This window comes from Paraburkholderia acidiphila, assembly GCF_009789655.1.
In the GTDB taxonomy this organism is placed as follows: Bacteria; Pseudomonadota; Gammaproteobacteria; order Burkholderiales; family Burkholderiaceae; genus Paraburkholderia; species Paraburkholderia acidiphila.
Genome location: NZ_CP046910.1, coordinates 1,470,249 through 1,484,583, shown reverse-complemented (window position 1 = coordinate 1,484,583; position 14,335 = coordinate 1,470,249). Strand labels below are relative to the sequence as shown.

16 protein-coding genes are annotated in these 14,335 nt (G+C 64.3%); 8 read left to right on the top strand and 8 right to left on the bottom strand.

Annotated elements, in window-relative coordinates; all coding sequences use genetic code 11:
* The first annotated feature begins 14 nt into the window (after positions 1–14).
* From FAZ97_RS21140 to rhaS, 4 genes are all read left to right on the top strand, one after another.
* Complete coding sequence (locus FAZ97_RS21140) at positions 15–1,556, top strand: sugar ABC transporter ATP-binding protein (protein ID WP_233271721.1); 1,542 nt, start codon at positions 15–17, stop codon at positions 1,554–1,556.
* Complete coding sequence (locus tag FAZ97_RS21135; protein WP_158760360.1) at positions 1,553–2,608, top strand: ABC transporter permease; 1,056 nt, start codon at positions 1,553–1,555, stop codon at positions 2,606–2,608. Before FAZ97_RS21140 ends, FAZ97_RS21135 begins: the two co-directional genes overlap by 4 nt.
* Positions 2,601–3,620, top strand: coding sequence for an ABC transporter permease (locus tag FAZ97_RS21130; RefSeq protein WP_158760359.1), 1,020 nt, complete (start codon positions 2,601–2,603; stop codon positions 3,618–3,620). The genes FAZ97_RS21135 and FAZ97_RS21130 overlap by 8 nt, the downstream gene beginning before the upstream one ends.
* Before the next feature lie 80 nt (positions 3,621–3,700).
* Positions 3,701–4,708, top strand: a complete 1,008-nt coding sequence (rhaS, locus tag FAZ97_RS21125; protein WP_158760358.1) for a rhamnose ABC transporter substrate-binding protein — start codon at positions 3,701–3,703, stop codon at positions 4,706–4,708.
* 61 nt (positions 4,709–4,769) lie between these two features.
* On the opposite strand, the gene FAZ97_RS21120 is transcribed toward rhaS, so the two are convergent.
* Positions 4,770–5,456 carry an SOS response-associated peptidase gene (locus FAZ97_RS21120; protein ID WP_158760357.1) on the bottom strand — a complete coding sequence of 229 codons (687 nt, stop codon included), beginning with the start codon at positions 5,454–5,456 and terminating at the stop codon, positions 4,770–4,772.
* Positions 5,457–5,536: 80 nt separating this feature from the next.
* On the opposite strand from FAZ97_RS21120, the gene FAZ97_RS21115 reads away from it, so the two are divergent.
* From FAZ97_RS21115 to FAZ97_RS21105, 3 genes are all read left to right on the top strand, one after another.
* The gene (locus FAZ97_RS21115) at positions 5,537–5,863 is read left to right on the top strand and encodes a hypothetical protein (RefSeq protein ID WP_158760356.1); all 327 of its coding nucleotides are present in this window, start codon (positions 5,537–5,539) and stop codon (positions 5,861–5,863) included.
* Positions 5,864–6,018: 155 nt separating this feature from the next.
* Positions 6,019–6,864 (top strand): alpha/beta hydrolase, encoded by an 846-nt coding sequence (locus FAZ97_RS21110; RefSeq protein WP_158760355.1) that lies wholly within the window; start codon positions 6,019–6,021, stop codon positions 6,862–6,864.
* Between the two features lie 217 nt (positions 6,865–7,081).
* Complete coding sequence (locus tag FAZ97_RS21105) at positions 7,082–7,246, top strand: DUF1328 family protein (protein ID WP_028203076.1); 165 nt, start codon at positions 7,082–7,084, stop codon at positions 7,244–7,246.
* A gap of 134 nt (positions 7,247–7,380) precedes the next feature.
* On the opposite strand, the gene FAZ97_RS21100 is transcribed toward FAZ97_RS21105, so the two are convergent.
* The 7 genes from FAZ97_RS21100 to FAZ97_RS21070 form a co-directional block, all read right to left on the bottom strand.
* A complete protein-coding gene (locus FAZ97_RS21100; protein ID WP_158760354.1) occupies positions 7,381–8,175 on the bottom strand; it encodes an SDR family NAD(P)-dependent oxidoreductase in 795 nt (264 codons plus the stop codon).
* A 144-nt stretch (positions 8,176–8,319) separates the two neighbouring features.
* On the bottom strand, positions 8,320–10,452 hold the full coding sequence (locus FAZ97_RS21095) for a phosphocholine-specific phospholipase C (RefSeq protein ID WP_158760353.1): 2,133 nt from the start codon (positions 10,450–10,452) through the stop codon (positions 8,320–8,322).
* 88 nt (positions 10,453–10,540) lie between these two features.
* Positions 10,541–11,062: a PRC-barrel domain-containing protein gene (locus FAZ97_RS21090; RefSeq protein ID WP_158760352.1), complete on the bottom strand. Its 522-nt coding sequence runs from the start codon at positions 11,060–11,062 to the stop codon at positions 10,541–10,543.
* A gap of 113 nt (positions 11,063–11,175) precedes the next feature.
* Positions 11,176–11,382, bottom strand: coding sequence for a hypothetical protein (locus tag FAZ97_RS21085; protein ID WP_158760351.1), 207 nt, complete (start codon positions 11,380–11,382; stop codon positions 11,176–11,178).
* 274 nt (positions 11,383–11,656) lie between these two features.
* The gene (locus FAZ97_RS21080) at positions 11,657–12,007 is read right to left on the bottom strand and encodes a response regulator (protein WP_158760350.1); all 351 of its coding nucleotides are present in this window, start codon (positions 12,005–12,007) and stop codon (positions 11,657–11,659) included.
* A gap of 169 nt (positions 12,008–12,176) precedes the next feature.
* Entirely contained in the window at positions 12,177–12,479 is a 303-nt protein-coding gene (locus FAZ97_RS21075) for a DUF2795 domain-containing protein (protein WP_158760349.1), read from the bottom strand.
* A gap of 80 nt (positions 12,480–12,559) precedes the next feature.
* Positions 12,560–12,862 (bottom strand): putative quinol monooxygenase, encoded by a 303-nt coding sequence (locus FAZ97_RS21070; protein WP_158760348.1) that lies wholly within the window; start codon positions 12,860–12,862, stop codon positions 12,560–12,562.
* Positions 12,863–13,018: 156 nt separating this feature from the next.
* Between FAZ97_RS21070 and FAZ97_RS21065 the strand changes: the two genes are divergently transcribed.
* On the top strand, positions 13,019–14,188 hold the full coding sequence (locus tag FAZ97_RS21065; protein ID WP_158760347.1) for a GGDEF domain-containing protein: 1,170 nt from the start codon (positions 13,019–13,021) through the stop codon (positions 14,186–14,188).
* Positions 14,189–14,335 lie beyond the last annotated feature (147 nt).

Below are 14,335 nucleotides of genomic sequence, written 5' to 3'. Positions count from 1 at the left end.
ACATGGAGACAGGCGTGGAAGCAGAAGCAAAAGTCAGAGCCAGTGACACTCCGCGGCTCGAGTTGCGTAACGCGAGCAAGTCGTTCGGGCGCGTGCGTGCGCTGATCGACGGCAGCTTGAGGCTGATGTCCGGCGAAGTGCACGCGCTGCTCGGCGAAAACGGCGCGGGCAAGTCGACGCTCGTGAAGATTCTCGCGGGCGTGCACCAGCCCGATGGCGGCGAAATGCGCATCGACGGCGTGGCGCGCACGTTCGCGACGCCCGCCCAGGCGCGCGACGCCGGCATCGCGGTAATTTATCAGGAGCCCACACTGTTCTTCGATCTTTCGATTGCGGAGAACATCTACATGGGCCGTCAGCCCGTGGATCGCGTGGGCCGTATCGACTACGACACGATGCATCGCGAAGTGGCGGCGCTGCTCGAATCGCTCGGGGTCGAACTGAAGGCCGAGCGGCTCGTGCGCGGCCTTTCGATTGCGGACCAGCAGGTGATCGAGATTGCCAAGGCGCTGTCGCTCAATGCGAACGTGCTCATCATGGACGAGCCGACCGCCGCGCTCTCGCTGCCCGAAGTCGAGCGGCTCTTCACGATTGCACGCACGCTGCGCGACCGCGGCGTGGCGATCCTCTTCATTACGCACCGGCTCGAAGAAGTGTTCGCACTCACGCAGCACGTGACGATCATGCGCGACGGCGCCAAGGTGTTCGACGCGCCCACGGCCACGCTCAAGACGCAGGACATCGTAGCGAAGATGGTGGGGCGCGACCTCGCCACGTTCTACCCGAAGGCCGACGTGCAGCCAGGCGACGTGATGCTGCGCGTGCGCGGCCTCACGCGCCGCGGCGTATTCAAGGACATTTCGTTCGACGTGCGCGCAGGCGAGATCGTCGCGCTCGCGGGACTCGTCGGCGCGGGGCGCAGCGAAGTGGCGCGCGCCATATTCGGCATCGACCCGAGCGACGCGGGGCAGGTTCAGATCGCGGGCAAGCCGCTCGCGTCCGGCAAGCCCGCCGCCGCCGTGAAGGCGGGCCTCGCGCTCGTGCCGGAGGACCGGCGCCAGCAAGGTCTCGCGCTCGAATTGAGCATTGCGCGCAACGCATCGCTCACGGTGCTCGGGCGGCTCGTGCGCTTCGGCCTCATTTCCACGGGGCGCGAAGTGCAGCTTGCCGGGCAGTGGGGCACGCGCCTGCGTCTGAAGGCGAGCGATCTGAACGCACCCGTGGGTACGCTTTCGGGCGGCAACCAGCAGAAGGTGGTGCTCGGCAAGTGGCTCGCCACCGGGCCGAAGGTGCTCATCATCGACGAACCGACGCGCGGCATCGACGTGGGCGCGAAGGCGGAAGTCTACGGTGCGCTCGCGGAACTCGTGAAAGAGGGCATGGCCGTGCTGATGATTTCGAGCGAACTGCCCGAAGTGCTCGGCATGGCGGACCGCGTGCTCGTCATGCACGAAGGCCGCATCACCGCCGATATCGCACGCGCCGATGCCAACGAAGAGCGCATCATGAGCGCCGCGCTCGGCGAGACCAACATTCATCTGGGGCACGCCGCATGATGCGCCATTCCACTTCTCCTCATCCCTTGCACGGCGGCGAGCCGCGCGCACCGCGGCGCAACGCGGGCGCGTGGGCCGAAGCGCTGGCGCGCAGCCGCGAGACCACGCTCTTCGTCGTTCTGCTGTTGATCGTGGGCGGCACGGCGCTCGCGCGGCCGCAATTCCTCAATCTGCAGAATCTGCGTGACGTGCTGCTCAATGTCTCCATCGTGAGCTTGCTCACGGCGGGCATGACGATCGTGATCCTGATGCGCCATATCGACCTCTCGATCGGGTCGACGGTCGGCATCAGCGCTTATGGCGTGGGCAGTCTCTACGTGGCGTTCCCGCATATGCCGGTGCTCGTCGCGCTGGTCGCGGGGCTTGCCATCGGACTCGTTGCGGGCGCAATCAATGCGTTGCTCGTGGCCGTGGGGCGCGTGCCGTCGCTCGTCGCGACGCTCTCCACGCTCTACATCTTCCGCGGTGCCGATTACGCGTGGGTGCACGGCGGCCAGATCAACGCAACGAGCCTGCCCGATGCGTTTTCGCGGCTCGCCACCGGCTCGGTGCTCGGCATTCCGGTGCTGGCGCTCATCGCGCTCATATTGCTCGCCGGGCTCTCCGTGTATCTCAAGCAGTTCCGGCCGGGCCGCGAGTATTACGCGATCGGCTCGAACCCCGAGGCGGCGCGGCTTGCCGGCATCAATGTGGAGCGCCGTGTCGCGACGGGCTTTCTGATCAGCGGCGCGATAGCGGGCCTGGCCGGCGCGCTGTGGCTCGCCCGCTTCGGCACCGTGGACGCGAGCACGGCGAAGGGCATCGAACTGCAGGTGGTCGCGGCCGCCGTGGTCGGCAGCGTGGCGATCACAGGCGGCGTGGGCACGATACTCGGCGCGACGCTCGGCGCGCTCGTGCTGGGCGTGATCAGTATCGCGCTCGTGGTGCTGCACGTCTCGCCATTCTGGGAACAGGCGATTCAAGGCGCGCTGATCGTGGCCGCCATCGCCGCCGATACGCTGCTCGCCCGCTCCGTGGCAAAACGCATGATGAGGAAACGCGACCATGGCTAAGAACGCCCCGAAACCCGACGCCGCGCTGCTCACGCGCAAGCCCGGCTTGCCGCTTAGCTGGGAGGCGCTGCTCGTCGTCATTCTCATCGCCTCGCTGGTGGTGGGGCGCGTGCTCTCGCCCGTGTTCCTCACGGGCGCGAACATCAGCAACGTGCTCGCCGATCTCACCGAAGTCGCGCTCATGGCGTTGCCGATGACGCTCATCATCGTCGCCGCCGAAATCGATCTTTCCGTGGCCTCGGTGCTCGGCGCGTCGAGCGCGTTGCTGGGCGTGCTGTGGCACATGGGCTTGCCGATGCCCATCGCCATGGCGCTCGTGCTCGTGGCGGGCGGCCTCGCGGGCCTGTTCAATGGGCTCGTGATCGTTAAGCTCAATCTACCCTCGCTTGCGGTGACGATCGGCACGCTCGCACTGTTTCGCGGGCTGGCCTACGTGCTGCTCGGCGACCAGGCGATTGCCGACTTTCCCCCGGGCTATACGCTCTTTGGCATGAGCAACCTGGGCAGCACGTTCATTCCGCTGCCGTTCCTGATCGTCGCGGCGAGCGCCATCGTGTTCACGATCCTGCTGCAGGCCACGGCTTTCGGCCGCAGCCTCTATGCCATTGGCGCAAACAGCACGGCCGCGTCGTTTTCGGGCATCGACGTGCCGAAGATCAAGCTGCGCCTGTTCGTGATGTCGGGCGTGATGAGCGCGCTCGCGGGCATTGTCTATACGCTGCGCTTCACGAGCGCTCGCGGCGACAACGGCGAGGGCTTCGAGCTTTCGGTGATCGCAGCGGTGCTGTTTGGCGGCGTGAGCATTTTCGGCGGGCGCGGGTCGATGTATGGCGTGCTGCTCTCGCTTCTGATCGTAGGTGTGCTGAAGAATGCACTTACGCTCGTCGATGTGTCGAGCGAAACGCTCACGATCGTGACTGGCGCGTTGCTGCTCGCTTCGGTGCTGATCCCGAATCTTGCGGCGCGCTGGCGTCTGCTTCGCGACCGGCGCGCGCTTGCGCGGGCGGCTTGAACGTGGTGTGAACGTAGGCAAGGAAGTCAAGAGGCAGTCAATCAACCGGATGCGTCCGGTACCCATCGAGGAGACGATTCATGAGAAAGCCAGTACGTCACGTGTGCACGGCCTTGCTGTGCGCGATGCTAGTGGGAGGCGGCGTCGCGGCGCATGCGGCCGGCATCAAGGAGGGGCTCAAGATCGCATTCGTGCCCAAGCAGATCAACAACCCCTACGAGGTGATCGCCGATAACGGCGGCATGGACGCCATCAAGGAGTTCAAGGGCGACGGCAAGGTGGTCGGGCCTTCGGATGCTGGCGCGTCCTCGCAGGTCTCGTACATCAACACGCTGACCACGCAGCACCAGGACGCGATCGTCATCGCAGCCAATGATGCGAACGCGCTCGTGCCGTATTTGAAGCGCGCGATGGATCAGGGCATCAAGGTCGTCACGTTCGACTCGGACACGGCGCCCGAGGGACGGCAAATCTTCGTGAACCAGGCGAATGCGGAGAGCATTGGCCGCGGGCAGATCCAGCTCGTTTCGAAGCTGATGGGCGGCGAGGGCGAGTTCGCGATTCTCTCGGCCACGCCCAATGCGACGAACCAGAACACCTGGATCAAGTGGATGCAGGAAGAACTGAAGAAGCCCGAGTATTCGAAGATGAAGCTCGTGAAGATCGCCTACGGCAACGACGACGACCAGAAGTCCTTCGTCGAAACGCAAGGCTTGCTGCAGGCGTATCCGAACCTGAAGGCGATCGTTGCGCCCACATCGGTTGGCATCGCGGCGGCGGCGCGCTACATTTCTTCGTCGCCGAGCAAGGGCAAGGTGGTGGTGACGGGCCTCGGCACACCTAACCAGATGCGCGCGTTCGTGAAGAACGGAACCGTGAAGGCGTTCCAGCTTTGGGATCCGGGTGCACTCGGTTATCTCGCTGCGTATGCCGCGGCCAATCTGGCTTCGGGCACGATCACGGGCAAGGAAGGCGAGTCCTTCGATGCGGGCAAGCTCGGCAAGCGCACGATCGGCAAGAGCGGTGAGGTGATTCTCGGGCCGCCCACGACGTTCGACGCATCGAATATCGATAACTTCAACTTCTGATTTACGCGGCTTTTACGATTAACGCAGCGTGCTAAACGACCCGGCAAAGCCGGGTCGTTTGCTATTGGCTGTTCGATTCGGGCTTTGCCGTTGCGCGCGGCGGCAAGGGCTCAGGCTCCGCCGCCATCCCGTCCGCCGGGTAAAGATTGAGAAACGACCTCGCCTCATCCATCGATCGACTCGCCAGCCAGTTTTCATACTCGGAAGGTGGCACGATCACCACGGAGCGTTTCTCGTCGCCGGGCTTGTGAAAACGTTTCATCAACGGATGCTCGTTCGCATTGACCGTGAGCATCGTGAATGAGTACGCGTTGCCGGCCTCGCCTTCGTCCCACTCGCGCCATAGGCCGGCAATGGCGAATGGCGCGCCATCGGCAAGACCAATGCGCCAGCGCACCGCTTTGCCGGTCTCGTAGTTCGGCTCGAAGAACGCTTGCACTGGAATCAAACAAAGCTGCAGCTTTTTCCACGCGCCACTGAAACTGCGCTTCTCACCCACCGATTCGGCGCGCGCATTCATCGTGTCGAACACCTTCACGCCGGGTGGAATGTGCTTGCGCGGCACCATGCCGAAGGTCGCGAGCAGGGCTTCGCGTGCATCGGGCACATCCGGCGCGGCGCTCGAGCGGCGGATGACTGGCGCGGCATAGTCCTTGTAGATCTCATCGCGCCATGGGTCGTCCGGCGGCAGGACGCCGTAATGCCTGAACAGGTAGTCACGGCGTGCGGCGGCGTAGTTCGTGCACATGGTCGTCTCTCCGTCCCGTCCTTCAGAATCATTCTGACATGTGATAGGCTGTATAAATATACAGTGTTTTGGGGCGGAAAATGGGACGGGATCATCGTCACTTCCCTCCGCTCACGGCGGCGGAACTGGCTGAAATCTACGACAGGAATCCCTTGCCCGTCGTATTGCGCCTGCTATGGGAAATCCACCGGCTGCGCTCCACCATCAGCCGGGCGAACCAGATCCGGCTGACGATCGGCAAGCGCGTCGGCACGGCGAATACGCCCGCGGGCATGTGGGAGCGTTTCGAGCAGGACCTCGACGCGGAGCCGTGTTTGACCGACCCGCTCACGGCGCGCCAAAAGGGTTTGCTGCACGAGGGCGAGCCGCAGGGGCGGCTGCGGCGCCGGCGGCGCAATGGCGACTGAGCGTCATCGAGCGTCTCCGTCATGTGGGCTCCCCGACGTTTGCCAACAATTCGCAATCAATCGTATGGCACGTTGAAATTTGGCTGTAAGTAGCCCTTGTTAGAGTCCATGAAAGCAGTTGTCTTTCGTGGCAGTCAACACAAGAGCGACTTCTCATGGCTATTGTCCGCGCATGCTGGTTCGTTCTGGCGCTGCTTCTCAGTGCTCCCGTCTGGGCATACCAGACGCGTACCGTCTCGATCCCGAGCGCCGCGATGCAGCGCTCGTTCGACGCGACCGTCGTCCTGCCCGACGACTACGCGCGCGGCAACCACGCCGCGCGTTTTCCGGTCATTTACGTGCTGCACGGCTCGGGCGGCAGTTATGCCGACTGGACTTCGAACACACACATCGGCAAGCTCGCCGACCGTTACCACGTGGTGCTCGTGATGCCGGACGGCGGCCACGAGAGCTGGTACATCGACAGCCCGTTCGATCGCAGCAGCCGTTACGAAACCTATGTGGGCAACGAGGTCGTGTCGTATATCGACATGCATTTCCGCACGATCGCCACCCGCGAAGGGCGCGCGATCACGGGCTTGAGCATGGGCGGCTTCGGCGCGCTGCGCATTGCGCTGGACCGGCAGGAGACGTTCGGTGCGGCCGGCAGTATTAGCGGCGCGGTCGACCCGCGCAACTGCGAGGACGAGCCCGGCATCGCTCATATATTCGGAGATCCCGCGCGTCACGCGTCGTTCTGGAACAGCAATGCGATCGTGGATAGCGCGCAGGACTTCGAGCATGCGCATATTGCGCTCACCATCGACTGCGGCGTGAGCGACTTCTTCGTGCAGTCGAACCGCACGCTGCACGAAAAGCTCGTCGAACTGGGTGTGCCTCACGATTACGCGGAACGCCCAGGCGGCCATACGTGGTCCTATTGGTCGAATTCGATCCGCTATCAGGTGCTCTTTTTCGCCACGGCGTTCCAGCGCGCCGGCTGGCATCCGCAAGTGGCGTAGCGCGTCGCGGCTCGCGCGTTTGCCAACATCCTTGCCTCACACGATTGCCGGCAGCGCGTGCCCGGCCTCAGGCACCGCGCTTGCTCTCTTGATCCTGCAGGGGCGGGCACGTAGATCCGTCCCGCTCAACCAGATGCCGGGCATCGGGCGACCGCACGCGGCGCCGGGGCGCGGCGACCACCCTTGAGCCGGATCGCACCGGGTGCAGGAGGACGTCATGCTTCAATACGCTGTCATTTTCTTTATCATCGCGATCATCGCGGCCGTGTTCGGTTTCGGCGGCATCGCGGCTGGCGCGGCATCGATTGCCAAGATCCTGTTCTTCATCTTCCTCGTGATTTTCCTCGTCACGTTGCTGCTGGGCGTCGTGAGAAGGGGTTAATCAGCAAGCCACGCGTGTTGCAGTCGAATTGCAGCCCGCCCGCCCGCGCGGGCTGCAATTTTGCGTGTTTAATACTCCGTTTCGTGATTTGATTCGTATAACGAATCAAATTCACACACTCGCGGCCTGGCACGTCACGCGATGGTATCCACCACGCCGCCATCCACGCGCAACACCGCGCCCGTCGTGGCCGACGCCTCTTTCGAACACGCGTAGACGATCATGTTCGCCACTTCCTCCACGCTCGCCGCGCGGCGGATGATGGAAGAGGCCCGATGCGTCTGCACGAACTGCGCGGCGACTTCCTCGACGGTTTTGCCCGTAGCGGCCACTTCGTCCTTGAGCATTTGCGCCACGCCTTCCGAAAGCGTCGGGCCAGGCAGCACCGAATTGACCGTGACGCCCGTCCCCGCCAGGCGCTTGGCGAGGCCGCGTGCGAGCGCGAGTTGCGCGGTTTTCGTCATGCCGTAGTGGATCATGTCGGCGGGAATGTTCAGCCCCGATTCCGATGAGATGAACACGATGCGCCCCCAGCCGCGCTTGACCATCGCATTCGCATAGGCGCGTGAAAGACGTACGCCGGACATCACATTCGTTTCGAAGAAACGCAGCCATTCGGCATCGGGAATCTCGAAGAAGTCCTGCTGCTGAAACACGCCGAGATTGTTCACAAGAATGTCCACCTGGGGATGCGCCTTCAAGAGTGCATCGCAACCCGCGGCGTTGGAAAGATCGCCGACGAAGCCTTGCACCCGCGCGCCGGGCGCCGCGGTGCGCAGCGCGGCCTCGGCTTCGCGCACGCTTTCGGTGTGACGGCCGCTGACGATCACGTCGGCGCCCGAGAGCGCGAGACCTTTCGCCGCGGCCAGACCGATGCCGGCAGCCGAGCCGGTGACGAGCGCGAGTTTTCCAGTTAAATCGATTTTCATGCGGGCTCCATGAGGGGGAGGCAGGCCACGCTTCTGAACGCGCGTCGAACGTGCGGGGCGCAACGCCGGTCGCAGCCATCGGGAAGGGAACGGGCAGTGTACTGCGCAGCGGCGTTCGAGGTATTCCCGGGCGCCTCACTCACCTCATTCACCCATCGCCGGATCGCTCACGCTGTCCTTGCCGGTTTCCAGACGGCCCGCGAAGCGCCGTATCACGCCGTTCTCCGCGCTTAACGTGAAGTCGTACCAGCCGCCCGAATCTGCGAGCGCCCAGTTCGACTGAATCTGTTCCCCGGCGCGCAACGCGTAAGTCCACGGCCCGTCGCTGCGGTAGGCATTGGCCGCCATGGTCACATTCGACGCCGCATTTGCGCGATTCGCGATGCCAAGCGCGAGCGCATTGTTCGCGGCGTCATGGCGCACGCGCACTTCCGGATTCGGCCCGTGTGCCGCCGCGCGCGCGTTGCCCTCGAATGCACGATGAAAGCCGTTCGGCCCGAGCACCCACAGGCGGTATGCGCCGTCGTCGGAGGCGGTGGGCGTCCACGTATCGCGCAATGTCTTGCCTGCCTCGACCGTGTAGCGGCGCGGCGGCTTGTCGAGGTGAAGCTGGTCGTACACGTGAAATACGGCGCCGGCTTTTCCTTCGTTGCCGAACTCCAGCAGAACCTTGTGATGACGCCCGTCGACGCTGGCATCCACGTTGAGACGGTACGGCAGTGCGCGCGAGGGCCGCGCCTTGCGCGCCTGCCGCGGCATGGTCTGCATGTCGGGTTGCGGCACGGGTACGGGCTTGAGGGCGTTCTGTTGCTTGTTCAACGCATCGGCTGCCGCTTTCGTCGGCGCGGAAAACGTCTGCACCGGCTTTTCGTTCGGTGTGCTGAAGTTGAACGCCGAGGTGAGATCGCCGAATACGGCACGCCGCCACGGGCTGATGTTCGTCTCGCGCACGCCGAAGCGCGCTTCGATGAAGCGCAGCACCGACGTGTGATCGAAGACTTCGGAGTTCACATAGCCGCCCGTGCTCCACGGCGAGACGACGATCATCGGCACGCGCGGCCCGGGCCCGAACGGCAAGCCGTCTGGCGCCACGGGCTTGCCGTCGCCGGGAGGGTTCGGCATGGTGAAGTATTCGTGGCGCGTGCTGGCGGTGGATTTGCCCGCGAATTCGCCATCCTTGATCGGCGAGGGCGGGCAAGGCTGCGGCATGTGATCGAAGAAGCAATCGTTCTCGTCGAAGTTCACGAAGAGTACGGTCTTGCTCCAGATGTCCGGATTGCGCGTGAGCGCTTCGAGCAGCTTCTGCAGATAGTACGCCCCCTGACCTGGCGTCGATACGGCGGGGTGCTCGGAGTAGGCCTGCGGCGCGACGATCCAGCTCACCTGAGGCAACTGGTTCGCCGCGATATCGTCATTGAGGGCCTGCAGGAAGCCGCCATCGGGCATCGTATTGCCGACTCCTTTGTACAAGGGCTCGCGCGCGTCGAGCGCCTGGGTCCACGGCAAGTTGGGCGAGCCTTCGATTGCCTCGAGAGCCTTGCGATAGCTGGCGAATCCGACAAGCGGATTGTCCGTGTAGTTATCGGGCTGATTCTCATACACCTTCCACGTCACCCCCGCGGCCTGCAAGCGTTCCGGATACGTGGTCCATTTCAGGCCCGTGGCCGGCGCGGCGATGTTGTCCCAGCCATTGTTGTCGACCACGGCGTAAGGCGAGGCCGTGGGGCCATTGGTGCCGGTGAACAGAAAGAGCCGGTTCGAGTTGGTGCCGCCGTGCAGCGAGCAATAGTAGGCGTCGCAGATCGTGAAGGCGTTGGCGAGGGCGAAATGAAACGGCAGGTCGGCGGCCTGGAAGTAGCCCATCGAGGCGTCGCCCTTGAACTTGGGCCAGTGCGTCATGCGGCCATGATCCCAGGCCTCGTGGGCGTCCGCCCAGTTATGCGCGCCGCCCGCGAGCAATGCGTTGCCCTTGCGGCTGTCCAGGTAGAACGGCAGCAGCGTGCGCGAGCCGTCGCTTTGCTGCCAGACATTGGCGCCGTCGGGCAGGGGGATCGTGAAGCGGTCCGAGAAGCCGCGCACGCCGGGCAGCGTGCCGAAATAGTGGTCGAACGCACGGTTTTCCTGCATGAAAACGACGATATGCTGCACGTCTTCAATCGTTCCGGTCGTGTTGTTTGCAGGAATGGCCAGCGCCCGCTGGATGGCGGGCGAGGCGAGGCTCAGTGTTGCGCCCGCGGCGGCGGCGCGAAGGAAATCACGGCGGTCCATCGAAGTCATGGTGTGTTCGCGTTGTTGTCGTTGTACTCGCGAGCATTAGCATGACACGTTGGCGCCGCCGCGGGCGCTCGATGAGCGCCTGTGTGAGTTAGCGCTTCACCCCTCCCGCTTCCGGCGGCTCGCGTCCGGGCTCGCCGGGCGGCAGGCTCGCGTCGTCGTTGCCCCAGTACGGCTCGCGGCCATAGTACTGATGCACGGAGCTGGCCCAGGTGCGGTCGGCCATCGAGGGCCATTCGCCTTTGTCGAAGCCCGGTGCGTTCTTTACGCGCTCGGAGTTGAGTGCGATCACGAAGCATTTGCGTGCCGCGTCGAGCGTGAGGGCATTCCACGGCACCGCGAGCAGCTTGTCGCCAATGCCGAGGAAGCCGCCGCTCGACATCACCATGTAAGCGATGCGGCCGCTTTCCACGTCGAGCATGATCTCTTTGACTTTGCCGACTTCGTCGCCGTCCGAACTCAGCACGCGGTCGCTGTCCAACGTGCTGGCCGCCATCACGTCGGGGCCGGGGCCAGGCGCGGCCGACTGGTCGCGCCCGACAATGCGTGCGCCGTCGCCGCCACGCGGCGTCGAACCGATTGGGGTTCGTGTCGGGGTTTGCGAATAGGCCATGATGTTCTCCTTGTTGATGAAGAAACAGAAGCTTGAGTAAGGTGAGGGCGCAACGATGTGCCTTGACGGTCGTGACGGCTCGAAGCGGAATTCAGTCGCGCTTCAGTCGCGCTTCAGTCACTTCGGCCGCCGCCGTCCATGCCCGCGCCTTTGCGCCATACTTCCTTGCCTTGATCCGATAGTTCGCCGCAGCTATGGGTGGCGTCGGGTTCGGTGCCGTGCACGGCCATATCGCCGCCCGGCGGCTCTGTGGCGCCCTTTTTCTGCTGCTTGCGTTGTGCTACGCGCTCGTCGTGCGAGCGGCCTGCGTATTCGCGCATTTCGACCTCCTTTGGATATGCGCGTCGCATTACGACGCGACGCGGCTTGAGGGCTCGATTCCCAGCCGGCCCGGGTTGGACCGGTCACGCTGATTCAACAGCATCGGTCGTGCCGTGGCGCGCCAACGCACGCTATCGATAAGGAACCCGAATGAAGCAAGGCGGGCGACCAGGCGAATTGCGCGCCCTGTCGCCACGTCAGTTCGCCACGTAAGCCGCTACAACGATGATGTAAATCGTTCATGCGGTGTAGACGTTTGCGGGTTCGCGCGTTTCAGGGCGTGGCGACCCGGTGGAGGATGTCGAGCAATTGCGCCACGGCGAACGGCTTGCGCAGGAAGCCCGCGACGTCGGCGTCGGGGGGCAGCGTGACGAGCGCGGAGACGAGTACGAGCGGCACGCGCGCGAGCTTGCTGCTGCGCCTCATTTCGCGCATGAGGGACAGACCGTCCATGCGCGGCATCATGCAGTCGGAGATCACGACGTCGGGCGGGTCGTCGAGTGCGCTTTGCAGCGCATCCGAGCCGTCTGCGGCGGTTCGCACCCGGTAACCTTCCTGCCCGACCAGTTCCTTGAGCGCATTGAGCGCGTTGGGATCGTCGTCGACTAGTAATACGGTAGCCATACGTTTCTTGCGTAAGCGGCCCGGCCGACGGTAGCGGCTGCGCCGTTGTTCTTCGTGATCTTCTTCGCGATCGCGTCGCGGGGGGCCGAAACTATCCGGTGGCCGCCTCCCGCTGCGCGCAATTTCCGTTCCCGTGCCGAGCGGGCGGGATTCATTTCGGCTTCGCTCGTCATCCTTGCGTCGACACACCTCGTTGGGCGGCGGATTCACGCGCGCGCAGTTGTGCGGCGACGATCAATGCCGAGACCTCGGAAAAGCTGCCGAACGCCTCGTCGGGCAAGTGGCGAAGGGCTTCGATCACGTCGTGCGCCGCGCCGCGGTTCGTGGCGCTTTCGATCAGCGTGGCGGGGTGCGCAGGCCAGGTGACGCGTTCGAGGGCGTGCAGCACGCGCCCGGTCAGCGCCTCGGCGTTCGAGCGCGCCTGGCCGGGGGCGTCGGCGCGCGGTGCCTCGCAAACGGAAGCAGGTTTCATCGGCTTCTCCTTCGAAGATCCGATGCTTCCCGCAGATGCCATTCCTGGCACCTTTTTCCCTGCGCAGCCCTGGCGGGCGTTCAAGCGGGTACTTTGTCGGCAAGCACGTCGGCGCGGCGAATCTGGGGCGGTGCGGCCAGCAGTTCGCCCGCGTGCGCCATCAAAGCCGCCGCCACCTGGCCGTTCAGATGCGCGTCGCGGCCGGCTTCATCGTCGAAGGCGTCGAAGATTGCAAACGTCGCTTTATCGAAGCGCACGCCGAACCAGACGGGCGTGGCGGGTTCGGCGTCGACCAGCGGCTTCGCACCCGCAAGAAATGCCGCCAGTTCCTCTTCCTTGCCGGGCTGCGCGTGCAACTCGACGTACAACGCACGTTGGGTCATGACATGCCTCCTGTCGCGTCGTGGCGTATCAGGCATGGTCGCGGTGTTTCGGGGCGTTCGTCAAGCGCCGGGAAGGTGGGGTGGACAGCGGGGTCAAGGCGCATGTTTTTCAAAATGATGCCGTAAACTCCGACATATCTTCAGACCACGCCGTACATGCTAGATCCGGTCAATATCCTTCTTGTCACGGTGCTTTCGAGCATCATGAGCCTCGCCATTCTCGGCTCACTGCGGCCCGCGGGTATTCCTGGTGTCGGGCGGTGGATTGGCGCCTATTTGATGGCAAGCGTCGCGATCCTGCTCGCGGGCATGCAACGCCTTGGCTTGCCCATTCTCACCGTCTTCGCTTCGAATACGTTGCTGGCGCTGGCCGTGGTGCGCATGCTCGAAGGCTGCCGCGAGTTCTTCGGGCTCAAGCCGCGTGTGCCGCTCGCCTATGCGGGAACCGTTGCGCTCGCAACGGGTATTGTGTGGTGGTACTGGGTGACGCCCAGTCTCGGCGCGCGCGTGGCCGTCGTCTCCATGTTTCACGCGGCCGTTTACGCGTGGATCGGCTGGCTCGCATTACGTTGCCGTCCGCCCGCGCGCCCGGTCTACAGCTACCGGTTCGTGACTCTGGCGGCCTGGCTGGGTGCGTTCGCGCACGCGTTGCGCGGGGCCATGTACGGCAGCGGCATCGTCAAGCAGTACGGGCTGCTCGACTTCACGCCGCTGAATGTAGCGTGGCTCGCACTCGGCATTCTCGTGTTGCCGGCGCTTTCGATCGGCCTGGTTCTGCTCGCGCACGACCGCATGGCCGAGCGGCTCGAACGCCTCGCGAACCAGGACGAGCTGACCGGCGCGCTCACGCGCCGCGCCTTTCTGGCCCAGGCGAACGCGTCGCTCGACGCCGCGCGCGAGCAGGGCCTGCGGGTCACGTTCGCGATTGTCGATATCGACCACTTCAAATCGATCAACGACCGCTACGGGCACGCCACAGGCGACCGCGTGCTCGCGCAGTTCTGCCGCGTCGTGAAGAGCGGTGTGCGCGTAGAGGACGTATTCGGCCGCCTGGGCGGCGAAGAATTCGCGTTGCTCTTCATCGGCATGACCCGCGACGAGGCGGTAAGGCGTCTCGATGAATTGCGCGTGCTGGCCCTCGCCGTGCGCCGCAGCGCCGACGCTCAGGCCCGTGAATCCGGACAGGAGGCGCACGATGGCCTCACGTTCAGCGCGGGCGTGGATGAAGCACAACTGCAGGACTCGCTTGCGACCTTGATGGCGCGCGCCGACGCCGCGCTCTATGTCGCCAAGTCACGTGGACGCGACCGCGTCGTGGCCAGCTGACCGTTCTGTTGGTCGGCTTCGGCGGTTTATGCGTTGTGAATCAATGCTCGCGCCCATTCGCGGCGCGACGGGTATTTCCTTATCGAAACTCCATGCGCTACGCATAGTTGCGCACCGCGAAGATCTAAACAGCGCTGTTTTTAAACG

Bases quoted from the DNA above. Each gene is read 5' to 3' on its own strand.
- FAZ97_RS21135 (WP_158760360.1), top strand. From the start codon at position 1,553: ATGATGCGCCATTCCACTTCTCCTCATCCCTTGCACGGCGGCGAGCCG.
- FAZ97_RS21130 (WP_158760359.1), top strand. From the start codon at position 2,601: ATGGCTAAGAACGCCCCGAAACCCGACGCCGCGCTGCTCACGCGCAAG.
- rhaS (WP_158760358.1), top strand. From the start codon at position 3,701: ATGAGAAAGCCAGTACGTCACGTGTGCACGGCCTTGCTGTGCGCGATG.
- FAZ97_RS21120 (WP_158760357.1), bottom strand. From the start codon at position 5,456: ATGTGCACGAACTACGCCGCCGCACGCCGTGACTACCTGTTCAGGCAT.
- FAZ97_RS21115 (WP_158760356.1), top strand. From the start codon at position 5,537: ATGGGACGGGATCATCGTCACTTCCCTCCGCTCACGGCGGCGGAACTG.
- FAZ97_RS21110 (WP_158760355.1), top strand. From the start codon at position 6,019: ATGGCTATTGTCCGCGCATGCTGGTTCGTTCTGGCGCTGCTTCTCAGT.
- FAZ97_RS21105 (WP_028203076.1), top strand. From the start codon at position 7,082: ATGCTTCAATACGCTGTCATTTTCTTTATCATCGCGATCATCGCGGCC.
- FAZ97_RS21100 (WP_158760354.1), bottom strand. From the start codon at position 8,175: ATGAAAATCGATTTAACTGGAAAACTCGCGCTCGTCACCGGCTCGGCT.
- FAZ97_RS21095 (WP_158760353.1), bottom strand. From the start codon at position 10,452: ATGACTTCGATGGACCGCCGTGATTTCCTTCGCGCCGCCGCCGCGGGC.
- FAZ97_RS21090 (WP_158760352.1), bottom strand. From the start codon at position 11,062: ATGGCCTATTCGCAAACCCCGACACGAACCCCAATCGGTTCGACGCCG.
- FAZ97_RS21085 (WP_158760351.1), bottom strand. From the start codon at position 11,382: ATGCGCGAATACGCAGGCCGCTCGCACGACGAGCGCGTAGCACAACGC.
- FAZ97_RS21080 (WP_158760350.1), bottom strand. From the start codon at position 12,007: ATGGCTACCGTATTACTAGTCGACGACGATCCCAACGCGCTCAATGCG.
- FAZ97_RS21075 (WP_158760349.1), bottom strand. From the start codon at position 12,479: ATGAAACCTGCTTCCGTTTGCGAGGCACCGCGCGCCGACGCCCCCGGC.
- FAZ97_RS21070 (WP_158760348.1), bottom strand. From the start codon at position 12,862: ATGACCCAACGTGCGTTGTACGTCGAGTTGCACGCGCAGCCCGGCAAG.
- FAZ97_RS21065 (WP_158760347.1), top strand. From the start codon at position 13,019: ATGCTAGATCCGGTCAATATCCTTCTTGTCACGGTGCTTTCGAGCATC.